Source organism: Streptococcus cristatus ATCC 51100, from assembly GCF_000222765.1.
Lineage (GTDB): Bacteria > Bacillota > Bacilli > Lactobacillales > Streptococcaceae > Streptococcus > Streptococcus cristatus.
This window is the reverse complement of sequence record NZ_AFUE01000001.1, coordinates 43,878-64,075: the sequence shown is the minus strand read 5'-3', so window position 1 is coordinate 64,075 and position 20,198 is coordinate 43,878. Positions and strand designations below refer to the sequence as shown.

Here is a 20,198-nt window from a genome sequence, read left to right as displayed (position 1 = left end):
TCATCACACCTCGCTTATACCTGTATCCTCTAAAACAAATTTGCCGATCAATAATCTGGTCTCAAGACACCTTTAACAGTCTCTTTCGTCGCTTCATAGTCGCCATCAACCACGACCTTGATAATGCGTTTGGCATCTTCTTCAGGAGCTGGCACAAGTGGTAAGCGAGTTGGACCTGCTGCAAATCCCATGTAATTGAGGACAGCCTTGACCGGAGCAGGGCTTGGGTAAGAGAACAGGGCATTGACCTTAGGGATGAATTTCCGTTGGATAGCAGCTGCTTTTTTGATGTCATTGTGCTCGATAGCATCTAGCATTTCAAACATTTCATCACCGTTTGTGTGAGAAGCAACTGAAATAACGCCATCAGCCCCTAGATTCATAGCATGAAAGGCATCACCATCCTCACCCGTATAAATTAGAAACTCCTCTGGACGATGTTCAATCAAATAAGCCATATTCGCCAGACTAGTACATTCCTTTACGCCAATAATATTTGGGTGTTCTGCCAGTCTCAGCATGGTCTCAGGTGTCATCTCAACTACTACCCGTCCAGGTATATTGTAGATAATGATCGGCAGGTTTGAAGCATCCGCAATGGCTTTAAAATGCTGATACATGCCTTCTTGAGACGGTTTATTGTAATAGGGGACAATGGCCAAACCAGCCGCAAAACCACCAAATGCATCTACTTCTTTGACAAATTCGATGGAGTCGCGCGTTTCATTGGTACCGACACCAGCTATCAAAGGAACACGCCCCTTGACAACCTTTTGTACAGCCGCAAATAATTCCAACTCTTCATCGTGGGTCAGGGTTGGACTCTCTGCAGTCGTTCCAGCTAGCAAAATCCCATCCGTATGGTGAGCCAAAAGGTGCTCAATCAAATCTGGAATGGCCTCAAAATTGATGGAGCCATCTTCATGAAAAGGCGTAATGAAAGCTGTGATGATTTTACAATTCTTCAAATCTGCGTATGCCATAGACTAACCTCTCTTTGTATGAAAAGAGGATTGAATGACAGATATTCAATCCTCGACCTGTCACGTATTTTCAGACAGTTTATTTTAATTCAAAAACAACTTCTTCCGTCGGACGGACCAAACCACGCTCATGAAGAGTTTCAGCAATTTGGACAGAATTCCAAGCAGCACCTTTGAGAAGGTTGTCTGAAACGACCCACATATGGATTCCTTTTTCTGCATCCAAGTCTTTGCGGATACGACCTACAAAAGTATCACGTGAACCAACTGCGTTAATTGCTTGAGGATAGATTTGATGAGCTACATCATCCTCAAGAACGGCACCTGGGAAAGCTGCAATGGCTGCTTTGACTTCTTCAATCGGAGCCACTTCTTTTGTTTCGATGTAAACAGACTCGGAGTGAGCTGACAAGACGGGAATACGCACACATGTTGCAGATACTGCAATGCTGTCATCTTCCATGATTTTCTTAGTTTCCTTAGTCATCTTCATCTCTTCGTATGTGTAATCATTGTCAGTAAAGACATCGATTTGTGGAAGAGCGTTAAAAGCGATAGGATAGTGTTTCTTGTCACCACCTGAAGGCAAGATTTCCGCATGCAAATCACGAGGATTCACACCATCATTCAACACTTCACGCAGCTCGCGTTGCGTTTCAAGAATGGCTCCCATACCAGCACCTGAAACCGCCTGATATGTAGAAACAATGATACGCTCCAAGCCCCATTGCTGACGAACAGGCTCTAAAGCCACCATCATTTGGATTGTTGAACAGTTAGGGCAGGCGATAATCCCTTTATGCTGATCTAGTGCATGAGCGTTGACTTCTGGAACAACCAGAGGCACATCAGGATTTTGGCGGAAATATGAGGTATTGTCCACTACGACTGCACCAGCTTTAACTGCATACGGAGCATATTTTGCTGAAGTAGAGCCACCAGCTGAGAAAAGAGCGATATCTACACCTTCAAAGGCAGTTTCTGTTGTTTCTTCGATAGTGACATCTTGTCCCTTGAACTGAAGAACCTTACCAGCTGAACGAGCAGAAGCCAAATAACGAATCTTGTCAATTGGAAGTGTTGATTCTTCCAGCATTTTAATCATTTGAGCGCCAACAGCACCAGTGGCACCAACTACAGCAACTGTATATCCCATACAATCCACCTCTGAATTTTCTAAAAATTTTGTATATTCTAGTATTATACTATTTTTAAGGAAAAATGCAAATATTTCTAAAGGATTATATCCTTATTTTGTCGGAATATGCTGCTCTCACAATGCTGACCTCCTCAATATCAATGTCTCTAAGATCAGCTTCGACCAGCAATCTTGCCTCTCTATGAGAACTTCCAAGGTTTACAGATTTTGTTCTCACGAACAAAACTGCAGCCATTGCTCTAAGACTTAACTTCGTCCTGCGGACTGGTTTCGTCAAGAGCAATAGCACTCACGACGCCAACCGTCTCAGTATCTATGTCTCTAAGCTCAACCGCGACTGAGAGCCTTGCCTCTCTAAGAGTAGTTGCAAAGTTTACAGTTTTTGTCCTCATGGACAAAACTGTATCCACTGCTCTAAGACTCAACTTCGTCCTACGGTCTCGTTTCGTCAAGAGCAATAGCACTCACGATGCCAACCGTCTCAGTATCAATGTCTCTAAGCTCGGCTACGACTAACTGTTTTGCCTCTCTAAGAGACATAGAAAAATCCCCAATCCGTAGACTGGGGATAAGGGCACTTTCGTGTGATCAGCAGGTTCACACAACTGATCAAGGTCCGCTCCTGCGTTTATGACCTCCCATGCTTCAATTTGCAGAAAATCTGCATATCGACTCATCGCACCTATCTATCATAAGCTATAGCGTAGAAAATGTCAAGCCTTAAAGATTAGTAAAACCATCACAGATACTTACTTCCCTCTCGAATACTAGGTGCAGCCATTTCTGCCTGATGCCGCTCAATAAAATCTCTGACCCAGTCTGGGTTGGTTTCGGAATAATCTCTCAGCGCCCAGCCGATGGCCTTGTTAATAAAGAATTCTGTTTGACCAAGATTATTCACTAAAATTTTCTCCAACAGCTCCGTGTCTGTTTCTTCTTTTCGCAATAGCTGATGATCAATGGCTAATCGCCGCAACCAAAAATCTTTATCGCAACTCCATGATAAAATAATCTCTTTTGTTTCTGGAAATCGAGCAATGATTGATCCGACCAAGCGGTCCAAAAAGTCAATGGTATCCCACCAAGATTTTGTTTGGGCCAGCTTTTTCAAACGTGGCAAGTCAGATAGGGTCAAGAGCTTCTTGCGAATTTCCAGATAATCTAGCGCGGCATACTGCAATTCTCGATAGGGATTGTCCCAAGATTCATTTATAAAAACCCAATCAATAACGGAGTCAGTCTGCTGTTTGAAAAAAGCCTTTGTGATCTTCCGTCTGACTGGAGTCTTGACTCCTAGAAACTCAAATTTGTTTTTCATATAGGCTTTCATAGCTACCGCATCATCAGGGTTAGCTACTGCTTTCAGATTTTCAAGTAATTCCTCTACATCCATAGCTTACTCCAGCAATTCACGGTCATAAATAGTGTAGTCGCAGCGGTAAATCACGAGGCGCTTGCCGTCAATCAGCAACTCAGAGGTTTTGGGAGCATCAGATTTATCGAGAGAGACACGGTCGCCAGCATAAGCTGCTAGAGGAGTCCCGTTTTGAGAGCGAATCAGAACAACCTTTTTCTTTCCGGTAAATTCGTTTTTGAAGGCTGAAATCATACGATTCAAAACGGGAACTGCATGGCTATTCTCCTCAACATCTGCAGTCTTTTGATATTGGGCAAAGACATCTTTCAACCCCTTTTCTTCTGCAATCAAGGAAGAGCCCACATGATCAATCTCATACTTACCCAAGGTGATTTTGAGCACAGAAGAATCTTCCTTGGAATTTCCTTCCGCATCAACTGAGTCAAATTCCTCGTTACGCGAGATGGATAAGGATTTGCCCGACATCTGGTCGATGAGTTGGGAATTCTCATCATAGGTGCGAACCGTCATCTCCAGCCCCAGCCATTCTTCCTTGGCATTTTTAAACCACTTTTCAACAGACTGACAACCAGTCAAGGTCAAAAGGGCAATGCTTAGAAGAGTTATTAATAGGTATTTCTTTTTCATTATTTATGCTCCATATTTTTTTCGTATAAGGAAATTTCTTTTGAAATTTGTGATTTGGCTGCTTTTCCCGTCAATAATAACTTGAGAGGCCTCATCACTTGCAGTCCTAGGCCACCCATTGTATAGTAAGATAGGCGATAGTAAAAATAATTAACAAATTCAATGATGGCAAGCAACCAAAGTAAAACTCCAATAATGATATTACTGCTACTACTCACTCTAAAAGACCAGATCCAAATCGGTATATATGCAAGCAGCATCATTAAATCTAGCACTTTTAATCCTTTATAAAGAGGTACAAGTAATTGAGCTTTCAGGGCCTTCTTCTTTTGGATTCGTCTTAAACAGTTAAGCCAATAGATGGAACCTTGAACCAATATCAGATTAAGAATTAACAATGGAAAATAAAGGACTGCACTAGATGTGGCAAATCGGGTCTCTGATTTCGTATACAGGACATACACGATACAAAATAACACAACACTTATTGATTCCCCTGAGGCAAGGTAAATTAATTCCTGTTTGAGACTTCTTTTTTTCAATGTTCATCCTCCTATGAGCAAAAAATAGGTGATGGGAATATGGCTTTATTATATCAAAATATCTGGAATTTAAGTCTAAAAGAGAGAGGCCAGGCTCTGTTTAGCCCAACCTCTTCTTATATCTTAAATTCAATTAGAACAGACCAATCGCTGTACCGTCTGCTGCCACATCCATATTGAGTGCTGCAGGACGTTTTGGTAGACCTGGCATGGTCATGACATCACCTGTCAGAGCCACAATAAATCCTGCCCCAAGTTTTGGTACTAACTCACGAATGGTAATTTCAAAGTTTTCTGGTGCGCCCAGAGCAGCAGGATTGTCTGAGAAGCTATACTGGGTTTTGGCCATGCAGATTGGCAGTTTGTCCCAGCCATTCTTGACAATTTCCCGAATCTGAGTCTGCGCTTTTTTCTCAAAGTTTACTTTTGAACCGCGATAGATTTCAGTAACAATCTTCTCGATTTTCGCTTCAATTGTTGAGTCATTGTCATAAAGACGAGTGTAGTGTGCTGGTTTTTCGTCAATAGTTTTGACAACAGTTTCAGCTAGAGCCACACCGCCTTCAGCGCCATCAGCCCAGACACTGGCAAGCTCAACTGGTACCCCGATTTCTGCACAGAGTTCCTTAAGAGTTGCAATTTCAGCTTCCGTATCAGAGACAAATTCATTGATGGCTACGACCGCTGGAATACCGAACTTACGGATATTCTCAACGTGGCGTTTAAGGTTAGCAAAGCCTGCACGTACCGCCTCAACATTTTCTTCAGTAAGTGCATCCTTAGCCACGCCACCATTCATCTTGAGGGCGCGTAAGGTTGCAACGATGACAACTGCATCTGGAGAAGTTGGTAAGTTCGGAGTCTTGATATTGAGGAATTTCTCAGCGCCAAGGTCTGCACCAAATCCTGCCTCCGTCACAGTATAATCGGCCAAGCGCAGCGCTGTGCTAGTCGCCAAAACAGAGTTGCAGCCATGGGCGATATTGGCAAACGGTCCGCCGTGAACAAAGGCTGGTGTTCCGTAAATAGTCTGTACCAGATTTGGCTTAATCGCATCTTTCAAGACCAGAGCCAGAGCCCCTTCTACCTCAAGGTCACGAACATAAACTGGTGTGCGGTCATAGCGATAGCCGATGACAATATTTGCCAAGCGATTTTTCAAATCTTCAATATCTGTTGCCAAGCAAAGAATCGCCATAATTTCAGAAGCGACCGTGATATCAAAACCATCTTCGCGTGGAATACCATTAACCGGACTTCCTAAGCCAACGGTCACATGACGAAGAGCCCGGTCATTCAGGTCAACCACCCGTTTCCAGATAATGCGACGCTGATCGATTCCAAGAGCATTTCCCTGATGAAGATGATTGTCAATGAGGGCAGACAAGGCATTATTAGCAGTCGTAATGGCGTGCATGTCACCAGTAAAATGCAGGTTAATGTCTTCCATTGGTAGAACCTGCGCGTGACCGCCACCAGCTGCTCCTCCTTTGATCCCCATCACTGGTCCCAAGGACGGTTCGCGAATGGCAATCATCGTTTTCTTGCCAATCTTGTTAAGCGCATCAGCTAGTCCAATGGTAATGGTAGACTTACCTTCTCCTGCTGGCGTTGGATTGATTGCTGTTACCAAAATCAGCTTGCCGACAGGATTTTTCGCTACCTCACGAATTTTGTCAGAACTGAGCTTGGCCTTGTACTTTCCGTACAACTCCAAATCGTCATAATCAATGCCAATCTTTTTTACCACATCCACAATGGGCTGTAATTCAACACTCTGAGCAATTTCGATATCTGTTTTCATTAAGGAACTCCTCTAATTTGATAAAACTATTATAACAAATATGATACAAAACTGCACATTTAAACTCCAATAGCAACATAATGTTCGGTAATTACTTTAAATATTTTTGCATGATACATCTTTTCTAGTAAAAAATAAGTTTGGCTAAATTGAGTATTAAGTTAATTTTATTTTACTAAATTCATTTTTTCTTGTAGAATAAGGCTATGAACATATTGATTACTTCTGGCGGAACTAGTGAAAAAATCGACCAAGTTCGCTCTATCACCAATCATTCGACAGGTCAACTTGGAAAAATGATAGCTGAGCATTGTTTGGCAAGTGGTGCCTATGTGACACTGCTAACCACGGCGAAAGCTGTTAAACCTGCACCGCATGACAACCTAACGATTAAGATGATCGAAGATACGGAGCAGCTCCTGATAGCTATGGAAGAGCTGGTACCAGCTCATGATGTGCTCATTCATTCAATGGCTGTTTCCGACTATAAACCAGTGTATATGGTAGGATTTGAGGAGGTTCTTGCCAGTTCAGATTTAACAGAATTTCTGGAAAAAAGTAATTCTGAAAGTAAAATTTCGTCTGCTGATGACTATCAGGTACTTTTCCTCAAGAAAAATCCTAAAATCATCGGCAAGGTCAAGGAATGGAATCCCAATATTCGATTGATTGGCTTTAAGCTCTTAGTTGGCGTTTCTAAAGAAGAGCTACTGGCTACTGCTAGAGCAAGCCTAACAAAAAATCAAGCAGAACTAATTGTAGCCAATGATTTAACGGAGATTTCAAGCGGACAACACCACGCCTACCTCCTTAGTGCAAATACTATCACTGAAGCTTTCTCAAAGGAAGAAATTGCTGAACAGTTGTTAAGGCATATCCAGAAAGGAGACCATTTATGACCCATATCACTCTTGCTGTCACAGGTAGTATTTCAGCCTATAAGGCAGCAGATATTACGAGTCAGCTGGGTAAGCTAGGCTATGGTGTATCTGTTCTCATGACGGAAGCTGCCAGTCACTTCATCACCCCGCTGACCCTACAGGTTCTATCAAAAAATCCTGTCGCCCTTGATCTTATGGACGAGCCGAGGCCAGACAAAGTCAATCATATTGAAATCGGCAAAGAAACGAATCTTTTTTTAGTCGCTCCTGCCACAGCCAATACTATCGCTAAACTGGCTAACGGTCTGGCAGACAATATGGTAACCGCTACAGCCCTTGCCCTTCCATCTCATGTCAAAAAAGTCATTGCGCCAGCCATGAATACCAAGATGTATGAAAATCCACTAACTCAGCACAATTTGGAAAGATTAAAAGAATTTGACTGGGAGATTATTGAACCACGTGAAGCCATTCTAGCTTGCGGAGACCATGGAGCTGGCGCTCTAGCTGATGTCAATATTATTATAGAAAAAGTAAAGGAAATTATAAATGAGAAAACAATCTAGTATCGCGCAAATTGCTATCTTTTTTGCTATTATGTTGGTGCTCCATCTGCTGAGCTCTGTTATTTTCAACCTACTACCGGTTCCGATTAAACCGACCATTATTCATATTCCAGTCATTATCGCTAGTATTATCTACGGACCGCGAATTGGAGCTGTTCTTGGAGCTCTGATGGGGGTAATCAGTGTGGTGACCAACACCGTTGTCCTACTGCCAACTAGCTACCTCTTCAGTCCTTTTGTAGAAAACGGTAGTATCAATTCATTGATGATCGCTATGGTTCCACGTATTCTAATCGGAATCACTCCGTATTTTGTCTACAAATGGATGAAAAACAAGCCAGGTTTAGTTTTAGCTGGTGCCGTGGGCTCAATGACTAACACCATCTTCGTTCTCGGAGGAATTTTCATTCTATTTTCATCTGTTTACAATGGAGATATCAAAGCCATGCTTGCATTGATTTTTTCAGCTAATGCAATCTCAGAAATGATTATTTCTGCTATCCTTACAGTTGCAATCGTTCCAGCACTTGAAAAACTTAAAAAATAATCACCTAGCGTGATTATTTTTTTGATCCAAGCATGTTCATTTTTTCAAAGTATTTCACTATTTTTTAGGTCGGTACTTTCAAAAAATATGAAAATATGTTACAATGAAAGCGATTGAACAAACAAGGAAATCTTGTGCCCTTTCTTAAAAACACACAGTGATTTTCTATCTTAAATATAAAGGAGACTCTACCTATGACCTATCAAGATAACTTCCAAAAATGGCTTGATTTTGCTGAACTTCCTGATTATCTTCGGAAAGATTTAGAAGGTATGGACGAAAAAACTAAGGAAGATGCCTTTTATACAAACCTTGAATTCGGTACTGCTGGTATGCGTGGTTTAATTGGCGCTGGTACCAACCGTATTAATATTTATGTTGTCCGTCAGGCAACGGAAGGTTTGGCTCGTTTGATTGAAGAAAAAGGTGATGAGTTCAAAAAACGCGGTGTTGCGATTGCTTACGACTCTCGTCATTTCTCACCAGAATTCGCTTTTGAATCTGCTGCTGTTTTAGCTAAGCACGGTATCAAGTCTTATGTCTTTGAAAGCCTGCGCCCAACTCCAGAACTTTCATTTGCAGTGCGCCATCTAGGAACTTTCGCTGGTATCATGATTACAGCCAGCCACAACCCTGCTCCATTTAACGGCTACAAGGTATATGGTGAAGACGGCGGACAAATGCCTCCGCATGATGCCGATGCATTGACAGACTACATCCGTGCGATTGAAAATCCTTTTGCTATCGAGGTTGCTGATGTGGAAGCTGAAAAAGCTTCTGGCTTGATTGAAGTGATTGGCGATGCTGTTGATGCTGAATACCTCAAGGAAGTTAAAGATGTCAATATCAACCAAAAATTAATTGATGAATACGGCAAGGACATGAAGATTGTCTATACTCCGTTGCACGGTACTGGTGAAATGCTGGCTCGTCGCGCTTTGGCACAAGCTGGATTTGACTCTGTGCAAGTCGTTGAAGCTCAGGCTGTAGCTGATCCAGACTTCTCTACTGTTAAGTCTCCAAACCCTGAAAGCCAAGCAGCCTTTGCCTTAGCTGAGGAATTGGGTCGCAAGGTTGGTGCAGATGTCTTGGTTGCAACTGACCCAGACGCTGACCGTGTTGGTGTGGAAGTTCTGCAAAAAGATGGTAGCTACCTCAACCTTTCAGGTAACCAAATCGGTGCTATCATGGCTAAATACATTTTGGAAGCTCATAAGAGTGCTGGAACTCTGCCAGCTAACGCAGCTCTCTGCAAGTCTATCGTTTCTACTGACCTAGTGACTAAGATTGCTGAAAGTTACGGCGCAACCATGTTCAATGTCTTGACTGGTTTCAAATTTATCGCTGAGAAGATCCAAGAATTCGAAGAAAAACACAACCACACCTACATGATGGGATTTGAAGAAAGTTTCGGTTACTTGATCAAACCATTCGTACGTGATAAAGACGCTATCCAAGCTGTTTTGGTCGTGGCTGAGCTTGCTGCCTACTACCGTTCACGTGGCTTAACTCTGGCTGATGGTATTGAAGAAATCTACAAAGAGTATGGTTACTTTGCTGAAAAGACGATCTCTGTCACTCTGTCTGGTGTTGATGGAGCCGAGCAAATCAAGGCTATCATGGCTAAATTCCGTGACAATGGTCCGAAAGAATGGAACCAAACAGCTATTACTGTCGTAGAAGACTTTAAGGCTCAAACTGCTACTGCTGCAGATGGTACTGTTACAAACTTGACAACTCCTCCAAGCGATGTGCTGAAATACACCTTGGCTGACGGTTCATGGATCGCTGTTCGTCCTTCTGGTACTGAACCAAAAATCAAGTTCTACATTGCTGTTGTCGGCGATAGCAATGAGGATTCTCAAGCAAAAATTGCTGCTATTGAAGCAGAAATTAACGCCTTTATCAAATAAAATAATCTTATTAACCAGAGAATAAAGTTCAGATCCTCTGGTTTCTCGTTTCCAAATCATGCATTTTTCTACTTTTTATGGCATACTAGTTTTATCAAAAGAAATGAGGATTATTTATGGAACAATTTGCTCAAAATATTAAATACCTAGAAGTCACAACTGTTGACCGAGCTCGTCAAGCGATTGCTGACAAAGAGACAGCAACTTTCTTCGTTGGTCGCAAAACTTGCCCTTACTGCCGTAAATTTGCTGGAACATTGGCTGGTGTTGTGGCTGAAACTAAAGCCCACATCTACTTCATTAACAGCGAAGAAGCCAGCGAATTAGAGAAACTGCAAGCCTTCCGCTCTGAATACAGCATTCCGACGGTTCCTAGTTTCGTTCATGTTCAAGACGGCCAAGTATCTGTTCGTTGTGATTCTTCTATGACTGCAGATGAAATTAAAGCTTTTGCTGGGATTTAAGTACAAGTCTCCATCTAAAGGGTAGTTTATTTGTCTCTCGCCTACAGAGTGAGAAGAACTATAAGTTATTTTAAAAACAAAAAAGACAAACTATATTGTTTGTCTTTTATTTTTCTTTCAAAGTATATATCGGAAAGCCGTGTTCTACTATTTTATCATCTAGTTTAAAATAATTTTTAAACCAATATTTATATTTTTTAAATAAAGCTTCAATAGAGATATACAGGATGATTATTAAAAAAATAAATAGAAAAGCGTGCCAATCTTGAAATTTCGATGAACTCTCAATGAACATAGCCCAGTATACACATGAGAAGAGCATAAGAACTCCTAAAATTAAATTCACATATAAGATATAGCTTACAAAGAAGAGAAATTGATGTTTCTTTGATCTTTTACTGTAATAGACTTTATAGTTTTCGGTATGTCTTTCGAAGACAGGCAAGTGAAAGGAATAACGTCCGCTCCCGAACTCAACTAACTCAGGTAAGGCATGATAGCCACACCAATGGAAGCATTTATAGATGAACTCGCGAGTCAAAAAATAGATATTTAATCCTATAAAAATTGGAATAATGACGAAGTCAGGTTTCACCGTTGGAGAAAATACCCACTGAAAATAAAGAAGGCAATGTAAGAAATTCAAAACGCCTAATATAAAATAAATGACACCAGCAAGTTTGCTACGACGTCCAATAAAAGTTTTATCTGGAGGACTAGAGGTAGGGGACATATTTTAGTGATTTCCTATTCTTCGTAATTTAATCGAGTACAACAGACTATTAACTTTTAGTTTCCATCTTTTACGTTCCTAAAAGCCTCCCACATCTTCTGCTGAGGTTTAGCAAAGGGGTACTTCTCAAATTCTTCTGGATCAAGCCACAAGACCTCTCCCTCAGCTTCGTGCTGGCTATCTTTGACTCGACCATAAACCAGCTGGATATGCCACTTGCGATGGCTGAAGACATGTTGCACCTTTGGAAAGGACTGCTGCTGCCAATTGACAATTAAATCATAATCCTGCTCAAAGCTTTCTTGAGGAGACAGATCCATACTGGGCTGATTTTCAGCCACCTCAAAGAGAGACATCTGATTATCTGATTGAAATTCCTCGACTTCAATCAAGGGAAAATGCCAAAAACCTGATAACAGGCCAGCAGCCTCATTCTTTTCAAGCAAGAATTGTCCCTGCTCATTTTCGATAATCAAGCCTTGAAGATAGACTGGAACTGGCTTCTTTTTAGGCGCTTTAATAGGATATTTATCCATAGTTCCATGTAAATAGGCTGCACTGAATTCCTTTACAGGACTGTCTTCTGGATGAGGATTAACAGGAGCTTCAATATCCGACCCCAGATCCATCAGCGCTTGATTAAAATCTCCAGGTCTATCTGGATCAATCAGAATCTCCATCATGGCCTGAAAGACCTTACGATTGCTGGGTTGGCCAATATCTAAATCAACTTCAAACAAGCGACTCAGCACCCGCATGACATTGCCATCCACCGCAGGCTCAGGAAGCCCAAAGGCAATACTAGCAATGGCACCTGCCGTATAAGGACCAATCCCTTTGAGGCTAGCAATTTCTTCATAGCTACCAGGAAATTTTCCAGCGAAATTTGCCATTATCTGCTGGGCTGCTTTTTGCATATTTCGCACCCGCGAATAATAGCCCAACCCTTCCCAAGCTTTGAGCAATCTCTCCTCTGGCGCTCGCGCTAAGTCGGCCACAGTTGGAAACCAGTCAAGAAAACGCTCATAGTAAGGAATTACCGTATCCACACGTGTTTGCTGCAACATAATCTCAGAAACCCAGATATGATAAGGATTATTGGACCTACGCCAAGGCAAATCACGTTTATGTTCATCATACCAAGTCAATAATTTCTTGCGAAAAGAGGCAATTTTCTCCTCTTCCCACATTTCAATTCCAAATTTTTTAAAATCTACCATTTCTCTCATACTTAAACAGACTAAAAAAGATGAATTACTCATCTTTTTTAGTTATTTTATTGGTCAACACTTTGTGCAGCTGTAATCAGTGTTAAGTTATAAACGTCATCTGAATTACATCCGCGTGAAAGGTCATTTACTGGCTTGTTCAAGCCTTGAAGAACTGGACCGACTGCTGAGAATCCACCTAAACGCTCTGCCATTTTATAACCGATATTTCCTGCTTCAATGCTTGGAAAGACAAAGACAGTCGCTTTACCTGCAACCTTGCTTCCTGGAGCTTTCAAGGCTGCTGTGCTTGGTACAAAGGCAGCGTCAAATTGCAATTCCCCGTCAACCTCTAGGTCTGGGCGCAAATCATGAACCAATTTAGTCGCATGAACCACTTTATCAACGCTTTCTCCGAAGCCAGAACCCTTAGTTGAATAGCTAAGCATAGCAATCTTAGGATCAATGCCAAACATTTTAGCTGTCACGGCTGAGTTAATCGCAATTTCTGCCAAGGCTTCTGAGTCAGGATTGATATTAATGGCACAGTCGCTGAAAAGATAACGTTCTGAACCACGCACCATGAGGAAGGCACCTGAAGTTCTTGTTACATTTGGACGTGTTTTAATGATTTGCAATGCTGGACGCACTGTAGCAGCTGTAGAGTGGATAGAGCCAGAAACCATACCATCTACGATACCGAGGTAGACCAGCATAACTCCAAAATAGTTAACGTCTGTTTTTAAAAGCTCAAGAGCTTCTTCTTCACTGACTTTGCCCTTACGACGCTCTACAAGAGCCGCCACCATCTCTTCCAATCTGTCATAATTTTTAGGATCTATGACTTCATAGCCTTCCGTAATATTTTCGATCTCCAAGTAAATACGGATTTTATCTGGATCTCCCAAAAGAACCGGTGTAACTTCTGATTCTTTGACTATGCGTTTAACTGCTTGAAGGATACGCGGTTCTTGCCCTTCCGGCAATACAATACGAACATTTTTACCAACAACTGAGTCTCTTAGACTTTCAAAAACTTCCATGAGTTTCTCCTTTAAAATTTTAAGTATTTTTTGTTAACGATGTAATGGTATTTTGGAAATCAATCGGCAACTGGGATTCCAATTGGAGCTGCTTTTCCAAAAATGGATTATAAAAAGATAAAGAGTGACAATGCAAGGCCTGACGTGTAATTCCCGCTTCCAAAGTCCCTCCATAGAGATCATCTCCAAGGAGAGGAAATCCAAGATGGGCGAAGTGCACACGAATCTGATGAGTCCTCCCCGTATGCAGACGAATGTCTACCAGATAAATATCGCCAAACTGCCCCACAACCTTGTAGCTGGTATGAGCATACTTGCCATCCTTTGTCACACATCTAGTAATAATGCTGTCAGGATCGCGCCCGATTGGCGCAATTATATCTCCTTCCAGTTTAAGCTCACCGCTCCCCTGAACAAGCGCGTAATAGCGCTTTTCAATCATTTTTTTCTGCAGTTGCTTATCCAGTCTTGCATGAGCATAGCCATGTTTTGCAAAGAGCATGAGTCCACTGGTATCGCGATCTAATCTCGTTACAATGTGAACCTGCTGATTTTCATAATCTTGCCGAATATAGTAAGCCTTGACAAAGTTCGCCATCGTATTAGAATGGTTGACACTAGGGATACTGGCCACCCCAGCAGGCTTATCTAAAACCAGAAAATGCTCATCTTCATATACGATTGACAAATCACGATCCACAGCTTCTAGACTTTCAAATCCCTTCTCAGAAGGGATATCTACTGTCACCTTATCTCCAATATCCAGCAAATAAATGGCATTTTGAGATTGGCCATTGACAAGAATATTTCCACCTGCAAACTTCACTTTGGCCAAAAGGGCTTTTGAAATTTCATGCTTTTTCAAAAATGTCTTGACTTTGACATGCTCATCAGCAATAAATTCAAATCTCATTCTTGGCACTCCTCGATAAAGGAGTCTCTCACGCGATTCCAAAAGCTGGTATGGCTAGGCGAAGCTACAAAGTTAATCTTATGATTATCGATTTGGTACTCAATACGGACAATATTTTTATAAGAAAACGTTTGATTATCGACCGCTATGGTATAGTAATCATTACGAGTCGGTAGGAGCTCAATTTTATCCTTTTTAGGAACGATAACTGAGGAACCCAAAGTACGATACACACGATTATTCAGACTAGCAATTTCTGTTACTTGCAAGGCTTCAATCGTTGGGTGTAGAACAGCTCCTCCCAATGATTTATTGTAGGCTGTGCTTCCAGTAGGCGTTGAGACAGAAATCCCGTCGCCTCTAAAACGCTCAAAATGAACATTATTGATGACCACATCAACAACCATGGTTCTGTCGGAGCGTTTAATCGTTGCTTCGTTGAGCGCGCGAATCGTCCGAGTTTCCCCATTTTCAAAGGTCAGCTTGACATTTAAAATCGGATAAGAGACCTTGGCACCTGTGTCTAATTTCAGATTTTCCACTAATTTATCAATTTCAAAGTCTCGGTAATCTGTATAAAAACCCAAATGTCCGGTATGGACACCGACAAAGCGCACCTTATCCAGCTGCTCTTCATACTTGTGAAAGGCTGATAGCAGCATCCCATCACCACCGACAGAAATCACGATATCTGGATTTTTGGGTGTCAGGATAAAGCCTGCTTTCCGCAATTTTTGCATCAGAGTTTGAAAAACTTCCTCACTCTGCCTTTTGCGATTGCGGATAATCGCTATTTTTTTACCTGTATTCTTCATCTGTATCGTCACTATTTCCAACACCGTCATTTAGCTTGCGGTGCAGAGGATCAAAGAGTGCTTGTGCTTCTTGGATGGCATCACGAATGGCTCCCATCTCTTCATCTAGCTGATAGGCGAGATTAGCTGTTGTCTCCAAGCGACGTTTGATTTCCTCTGGAAATTCTCCTTTATACTTGTAGTTTAAAGAGTGCTCAATCGTTGCCCAAAAGTTCATGGACAAGGTACGAATCTGAATTTCTGCCAAGATAACTTTATTTCCATTAATCGTATCTACTGGATATTCAACAATGGCATGGTAGCTACGGTAACCACTATCTTTTTTGTTTTTGATGTAATCACGCTCCTGAACGATACGCATATCTGTCCGATTTCGCAAAACTTCTAAAACTTCATCCACATCGTCTACAAATTGAACCATAACACGCAAACCAGCAATATCCTGCATCTCTTGGGCTAAGTTTTCCTCAGTTATCCCGCGAAGTTCCATTTTTTCCTTGATGCTTTCAATATGTTTTACGCGACCGGTTACAAACTCGATCGGTGAATGGCGTTGCTGTTTGCGATACTGTTTGCGAATGCCACGAAGCTTGATTTTCAACTCACCAACCGCCTGAATATATGGATCCAGAAAATCTTCCCAATCTATTGTCATATACATACCTTGTCATCTATTCGTTTTTTGTATAAAATAAACACAGTTGTTATTATAACATAAAATCGCTTTCAGATAAAGAAAAGGATTTAAAAATGAACCATTTAGAAATTGAATACAAAACAATGTTAACAGAAGACGAACATAAACGACTTCTGACCTTCTTTGATCATGTCAAGCCAATTTTCCAAGTCAACTATTATATTGATTCGGCTGACTTTGCTCTCCGTGAAGCTCGTATGGCTCTGCGAGTCCGAACCACTCCTGACGCTGCTGAGTTTACTCTAAAAATTCCTCAAAAACTTGGAAATTTCGAATACAACCAAGCCTTGTCCGAAGATGAATTTAAGGAAATTACAGAAAACTTGCAATTTCCTCAGGGAGAAATCCTAGATAAACTCCAAGAAAAAGGAATCCCAGTTGACAAACTAACAATACTCGGAACTCTTGAAAATATTCGATACGAAAAACAAGATGCACTCGGACTTTTTGCCTTGGACGAAAGTCGTTACTTTGGTAAAAAAGATTTCGAACTAGAATTAGAAATCAATGATATTGAAGAGGGGGAACAAAAGTTCAAAGACTTTTTAAACGAAAATCAAATCCAATACAAGCCTGATAAAAGTAAGATTGCCAGATTTGCCGAAAACTTGTAAAAATGCTGAAATAATCTCATTTTTTTGGTAGAATAATAATTATAAATCTAAAGAGACAAAAAGAGGATGGTCATTCTAATGTCAGACAAAAAAAATATGAAGCTTTTCTCCCTCAATTCCAATCACTCAATTGCTGAGAAGATTGCTGAAGCTGCTGGAGTACCTTTAGGCAAGCTTTCTTCCCGCCAATTTTCTGATGGCGAGATTCAGATTAACATTGAGGAGAGTGTTCGTGGCTATGATATCTATATCATCCAGTCTACCAGCTTCCCAGTCAATAATCACTTGATGGAGTTATTGATTATGGTTGATGCTTGTAAACGAGCAAGTGCCAATACCGTAACTGTGGTTATGCCCTATTTCGGTTATGCCCGCCAAGATCGGACGGCCGCTCCTCGCGAGCCAATCACTGCAAAACTCGTGGCCAACATGCTCGTTGGAGCTGGCGTAGACAGAGTCATCTCACTTGACCTTCACGCTGTCCAAGTACAAGGATTCTTTGATATTCCTGTCGACAATCTCTTCACTATTCCATTGTTTGCTGAGCATTATTGCAATATGGGATTAACTGGCGAGGATGTTGTCGTCGTTAGCCCGAAAAATTCTGGCGTGAAACGCGCTCGTAGCTTGGCAGAATATCTCGATGCTCCAATCGCCATCATCGACTACGGTGAAGACGAAGCAGGACGCTCTGAAGGCTATATCATCGGTGAAGTTGAAGGTAAAAGAGCTATTTTGATTGACGATATCTTGAATACCGGTCGTACCTTCTCAGAAGCTGCTAAAATCGTTGAACGTGAAGGAGCTGTCGAAATCTATGCTGTCTCAAGTCATGGTTTATTTGCAGATGAAGCTGCAGACTTACTAGACAGTGTTCCTATCCGAGAAATCTTGGTGACTGACTCTGTCGATACCAAAGAAAAGACTCCTAAGAATGTTCACTATATCACAGCCAGCGAGTTGATTGGTGATGCTATCGTGCGTATTCAAGAAAGAAAACCAGTCAGCCCACTTTTTGCTTTTCAAAAGAAATAAGGGATAAATTTGTGATTTATTTAGATAATGCTGCTACGACTGCCTTGTCACCTGCTGCAATTGAGTCTATGACTCAGGCAATGACAATCTTCGGCAATCCATCCAGTACCCACAGCCACGGTCGAGAAGCCAGTAAGCTGCTCAGACAAGCTCGCGAAGATATTGCTAAAGTTCTACACACACAGAGCAAAAATATCCTCTTTACATCAGGTGGTACTGAAAGTAATAACACTGCAATCAAGGGATATGCCCTACGCCATCAGAATCAAAGCAAGCATATTATCACTACAGCCATTGAACACCATGCTGTTTTAGAGCCTGTTGAATACTTAGTGGAGCATTTTGGCTTTGAAGCGACTATTATTCAGCCAGTAGATGGGCAAATCCGAACGGAAGATATCAAGAATGCTCTCAGATCAGATACTATCCTTGTCTCAGTCATGGCTGTCAACAATGAAACAGGCTATATTTTGCCGATTCAAGAAATTGGTGAATTACTAAAGGATCATCCTGCTGCCTTTCACGTTGATGCGGTCCAAGCCGTCGGCAAGCTCCCCATCTATCCTGAAGAATGGGGAATCAATTTCCTGAGTGCATCAGCTCATAAATTCCATGGTCCAAAAGGGGTGGGATTTCTCTACGCTGACCAGATGGATTTTGATAATTTCATGCATGGCGGCGATCAAGAAAACAAGCATCGAGCGGGTACAGAAAACCTCGTTTCCATTGTCGGAATGGCAACTGCCCTTTCTGAAAATGTTGCCCACTTAGAGGAAAATCTTGAGCATGCCCAGCAGTTAAAAGATACTTTACTGGACAACCTAGTGGATATAGACTACTACCTAAACGAAAGTCAACCTAGCCTGCCTTATGTTATCAATATCGGATTTCCAAACCAAAAGAATGATCTTATCTTGCTTCAAATGGATCTTAATGGCTTTTCAATCTCGACTGGCTCTGCTTGTACAGCTGGTGCTGTTCAGCCCAGCCATGTCCTTCAAGCCTTATATGGCCCTAACTCTGAGCGCCTAAAAGAATCCATTCGCATCAGTGTATCAGATCAAACTAGCATCCAAGAAATCAAACTATTCAGCCAAAAACTAAAAGAAATACTAGGAGGATAAGATGGCTTTTCAAACATCTGTTAGCTTAGCAAACTGCGACTTCACCTACTCACTCCATCCAAATGTTAAGAAATTTACCTTACGGGACAATACATTTGCTGAAACAAAAGTTGGTAATTACGAGCTTTCTCGTTTACTCGAAGCTGTTCCCAATAGTGGCGATGGATTCTTGCTTAAGATTATCGTCAATAAAGATCTAAGCGGAGTAAAAATCAATATTACGGACAAGTCTGGTTTAAGATTAGTTAATATCTTCAAATCAGAAAAACACCATATTATTCAGCAAAAATTCTATTTCTTGATGGATAGTTTAGTTGAAAGAGACATTTTTGAAAAAACACCCCAATAAGCGAAATTCTAAGAATTTTGCTTATTTCTATTATTTTATCTATCTTTATTAGTATAATAATATTTTGTTCATCAAATTAGTTGATTTTTTCACAAGCTTTCTATAGAATAGAAGATAGAAAGGTCGTGATTTTGTGAAAACTGAAAAAAGCAATTCTATTCCACGTGCTACTGCTAAACGGCTCTCCCTCTACTACCGGATTTTCAAGCGATTTAATGCAGAAAATATTGAAAAGGCCAATTCAAAACAGATCGCAGAGGCGATTGGAATCGACTCTGCGACTGTTCGGCGTGACTTTTCTTACTTCGGTGAGTTAGGTCGTAGAGGTTTTGGCTACGATGTCAAGAAACTAATGAATTTCTTTGCCAATCTTCTCAATGACAACTCGATTACAAATGTCATGATTGTTGGTGTCGGAAATATGGGCCGTGCTCTTTTACACTACCGCTTTCATGAACGGAATAAAATGAAGATTGTAATGGCCTTTGATACAGATGATTATTCTGACGTCGGGACCACCACAAATGATGGAATTCCTATTTATGGAATTTCTCAAATAAAAGAAAAGGTCCAAGAAGGAAACGTAAAGACTGCTATTCTGACAGTTCCGAGCGTTAAGGCACAAGAAGTCGCATCCGTCTTGGTTGATGCTGGTATCAAGGGAATTCTTTGCTTCTCCCCAGTGCACCTATCTGTCCCCAAAGATGTGGTTGTGCAATATGTGGACCTAACCAGCGAACTCCAAACCTTACTCTACTTTATGAGAAAAGATGATGAGTAAGGTAAGAAAGGAAACAGACACT

The 20,198-nt window shown here is 41.3% G+C and carries 21 protein-coding genes; 10 read left to right on the top strand and 11 right to left on the bottom strand.

Annotated elements, in window-relative coordinates:
* Window positions 1-47 precede the first annotated feature (47 nt).
* The 6 genes from dapA to HMPREF9960_RS00300 form a co-directional block, all read right to left on the bottom strand.
* Window positions 48-983, bottom strand: coding sequence for a 4-hydroxy-tetrahydrodipicolinate synthase (dapA, locus tag HMPREF9960_RS00330; protein ID WP_005590358.1), 936 nt, complete (start codon window positions 981-983; stop codon window positions 48-50).
* Between the two features lie 79 nt (window positions 984-1,062).
* Window positions 1,063-2,139, bottom strand: coding sequence for an aspartate-semialdehyde dehydrogenase (locus HMPREF9960_RS00325; protein WP_005590359.1), 1,077 nt, complete (start codon window positions 2,137-2,139; stop codon window positions 1,063-1,065).
* 742 nt (window positions 2,140-2,881) lie between these two features.
* Window positions 2,882-3,535 carry a DNA alkylation repair protein gene (locus HMPREF9960_RS00315; protein WP_005590362.1) on the bottom strand — a complete coding sequence of 218 codons (654 nt, stop codon included), beginning with the start codon at window positions 3,533-3,535 and terminating at the stop codon, window positions 2,882-2,884.
* 3 nt (window positions 3,536-3,538) lie between these two features.
* Window positions 3,539-4,147 (bottom strand): DUF5052 family protein, encoded by a 609-nt coding sequence (locus tag HMPREF9960_RS00310; protein ID WP_005590363.1) that lies wholly within the window; start codon window positions 4,145-4,147, stop codon window positions 3,539-3,541.
* Entirely contained in the window at window positions 4,147-4,689 is a 543-nt protein-coding gene (locus tag HMPREF9960_RS00305; RefSeq protein WP_005590364.1) for a hypothetical protein, read from the bottom strand. Before HMPREF9960_RS00305 ends, HMPREF9960_RS00310 begins: the two co-directional genes overlap by 1 nt.
* A 133-nt stretch (window positions 4,690-4,822) precedes the next feature.
* Entirely contained in the window at window positions 4,823-6,493 is a 1,671-nt protein-coding gene (locus HMPREF9960_RS00300) for a formate--tetrahydrofolate ligase (RefSeq protein ID WP_005590365.1), read from the bottom strand.
* Window positions 6,494-6,699: 206 nt separating this feature from the next.
* Here HMPREF9960_RS00300 and HMPREF9960_RS00295 point away from each other — a divergent pair, with 206 nt between their 5' ends.
* The 5 genes from HMPREF9960_RS00295 (at window position 6,700) to HMPREF9960_RS00275 (ending at window position 10,864) form a co-directional block, all read left to right on the top strand.
* Window positions 6,700-7,392, top strand: coding sequence for a phosphopantothenate--cysteine ligase (locus HMPREF9960_RS00295; protein ID WP_005590367.1), 693 nt, complete (start codon window positions 6,700-6,702; stop codon window positions 7,390-7,392).
* Entirely contained in the window at window positions 7,389-7,940 is a 552-nt protein-coding gene (coaC, locus tag HMPREF9960_RS00290) for a phosphopantothenoylcysteine decarboxylase (protein ID WP_005590369.1), read from the top strand. Before HMPREF9960_RS00295 ends, coaC begins: the two co-directional genes overlap by 4 nt.
* A complete protein-coding gene (locus tag HMPREF9960_RS00285) occupies window positions 7,924-8,487 on the top strand; it encodes an ECF transporter S component (RefSeq protein ID WP_005590371.1) in 564 nt (187 codons plus the stop codon). The genes coaC and HMPREF9960_RS00285 overlap by 17 nt, the downstream gene beginning before the upstream one ends.
* Before the next feature lie 194 nt (window positions 8,488-8,681).
* Window positions 8,682-10,400 carry a phospho-sugar mutase gene (locus tag HMPREF9960_RS00280; protein ID WP_005590373.1) on the top strand — a complete coding sequence of 573 codons (1,719 nt, stop codon included), beginning with the start codon at window positions 8,682-8,684 and terminating at the stop codon, window positions 10,398-10,400.
* A gap of 116 nt (window positions 10,401-10,516) precedes the next feature.
* Complete coding sequence (locus HMPREF9960_RS00275) at window positions 10,517-10,864, top strand: DUF6568 family protein (protein WP_005590374.1); 348 nt, start codon at window positions 10,517-10,519, stop codon at window positions 10,862-10,864.
* Between the two features lie 789 nt (window positions 10,865-11,653).
* Here HMPREF9960_RS00275 and mutY read toward each other — a convergent pair.
* From mutY to yjbM, 5 genes are read right to left on the bottom strand one after another with little or no spacing between them, the layout of a single operon-like run.
* Window positions 11,654-12,817 carry an A/G-specific adenine glycosylase gene (mutY, locus tag HMPREF9960_RS00265; RefSeq protein ID WP_005591941.1) on the bottom strand — a complete coding sequence of 388 codons (1,164 nt, stop codon included), beginning with the start codon at window positions 12,815-12,817 and terminating at the stop codon, window positions 11,654-11,656.
* A 56-nt stretch (window positions 12,818-12,873) separates the two neighbouring features.
* The gene (gene pta, locus HMPREF9960_RS00260; protein WP_005590377.1) at window positions 12,874-13,848 is read right to left on the bottom strand and encodes a phosphate acetyltransferase; all 975 of its coding nucleotides are present in this window, start codon (window positions 13,846-13,848) and stop codon (window positions 12,874-12,876) included.
* 19 nt (window positions 13,849-13,867) lie between these two features.
* Window positions 13,868-14,761: an RluA family pseudouridine synthase gene (locus HMPREF9960_RS00255; protein WP_005590378.1), complete on the bottom strand. Its 894-nt coding sequence runs from the start codon at window positions 14,759-14,761 to the stop codon at window positions 13,868-13,870.
* A complete protein-coding gene (locus HMPREF9960_RS00250) occupies window positions 14,758-15,576 on the bottom strand; it encodes an NAD kinase (RefSeq protein ID WP_005590379.1) in 819 nt (272 codons plus the stop codon). The genes HMPREF9960_RS00255 and HMPREF9960_RS00250 overlap by 4 nt, the downstream gene beginning before the upstream one ends.
* Entirely contained in the window at window positions 15,560-16,231 is a 672-nt protein-coding gene (yjbM, locus tag HMPREF9960_RS00245) for a GTP diphosphokinase (protein WP_037585978.1), read from the bottom strand. The genes HMPREF9960_RS00250 and yjbM overlap by 17 nt, the downstream gene beginning before the upstream one ends.
* Before the next feature lie 95 nt (window positions 16,232-16,326).
* Between yjbM and HMPREF9960_RS00240 the strand changes: the two genes are divergently transcribed.
* The 5 genes from HMPREF9960_RS00240 to HMPREF9960_RS00220 all read left to right on the top strand — a co-directional run bounded on the left by HMPREF9960_RS00240 (window position 16,327) and on the right by HMPREF9960_RS00220 (window position 20,176).
* Window positions 16,327-16,887 (top strand): CYTH domain-containing protein, encoded by a 561-nt coding sequence (locus HMPREF9960_RS00240; RefSeq protein WP_005590382.1) that lies wholly within the window; start codon window positions 16,327-16,329, stop codon window positions 16,885-16,887.
* Between the two features lie 78 nt (window positions 16,888-16,965).
* Window positions 16,966-17,922 carry a ribose-phosphate diphosphokinase gene (locus tag HMPREF9960_RS00235; protein ID WP_005591918.1) on the top strand — a complete coding sequence of 319 codons (957 nt, stop codon included), beginning with the start codon at window positions 16,966-16,968 and terminating at the stop codon, window positions 17,920-17,922.
* An 11-nt stretch (window positions 17,923-17,933) separates the two neighbouring features.
* Window positions 17,934-19,046 carry a cysteine desulfurase family protein gene (locus HMPREF9960_RS00230; protein WP_005590385.1) on the top strand — a complete coding sequence of 371 codons (1,113 nt, stop codon included), beginning with the start codon at window positions 17,934-17,936 and terminating at the stop codon, window positions 19,044-19,046.
* A 1-nt stretch (window position 19,047) separates the two neighbouring features.
* On the top strand, window positions 19,048-19,395 hold the full coding sequence (locus tag HMPREF9960_RS00225; protein WP_005590386.1) for a DUF1831 domain-containing protein: 348 nt from the start codon (window positions 19,048-19,050) through the stop codon (window positions 19,393-19,395).
* A 133-nt stretch (window positions 19,396-19,528) separates the two neighbouring features.
* Complete coding sequence (locus HMPREF9960_RS00220) at window positions 19,529-20,176, top strand: redox-sensing transcriptional repressor Rex (RefSeq protein WP_005590387.1); 648 nt, start codon at window positions 19,529-19,531, stop codon at window positions 20,174-20,176.
* Window positions 20,177-20,198: the final 22 nt, after the last annotated feature.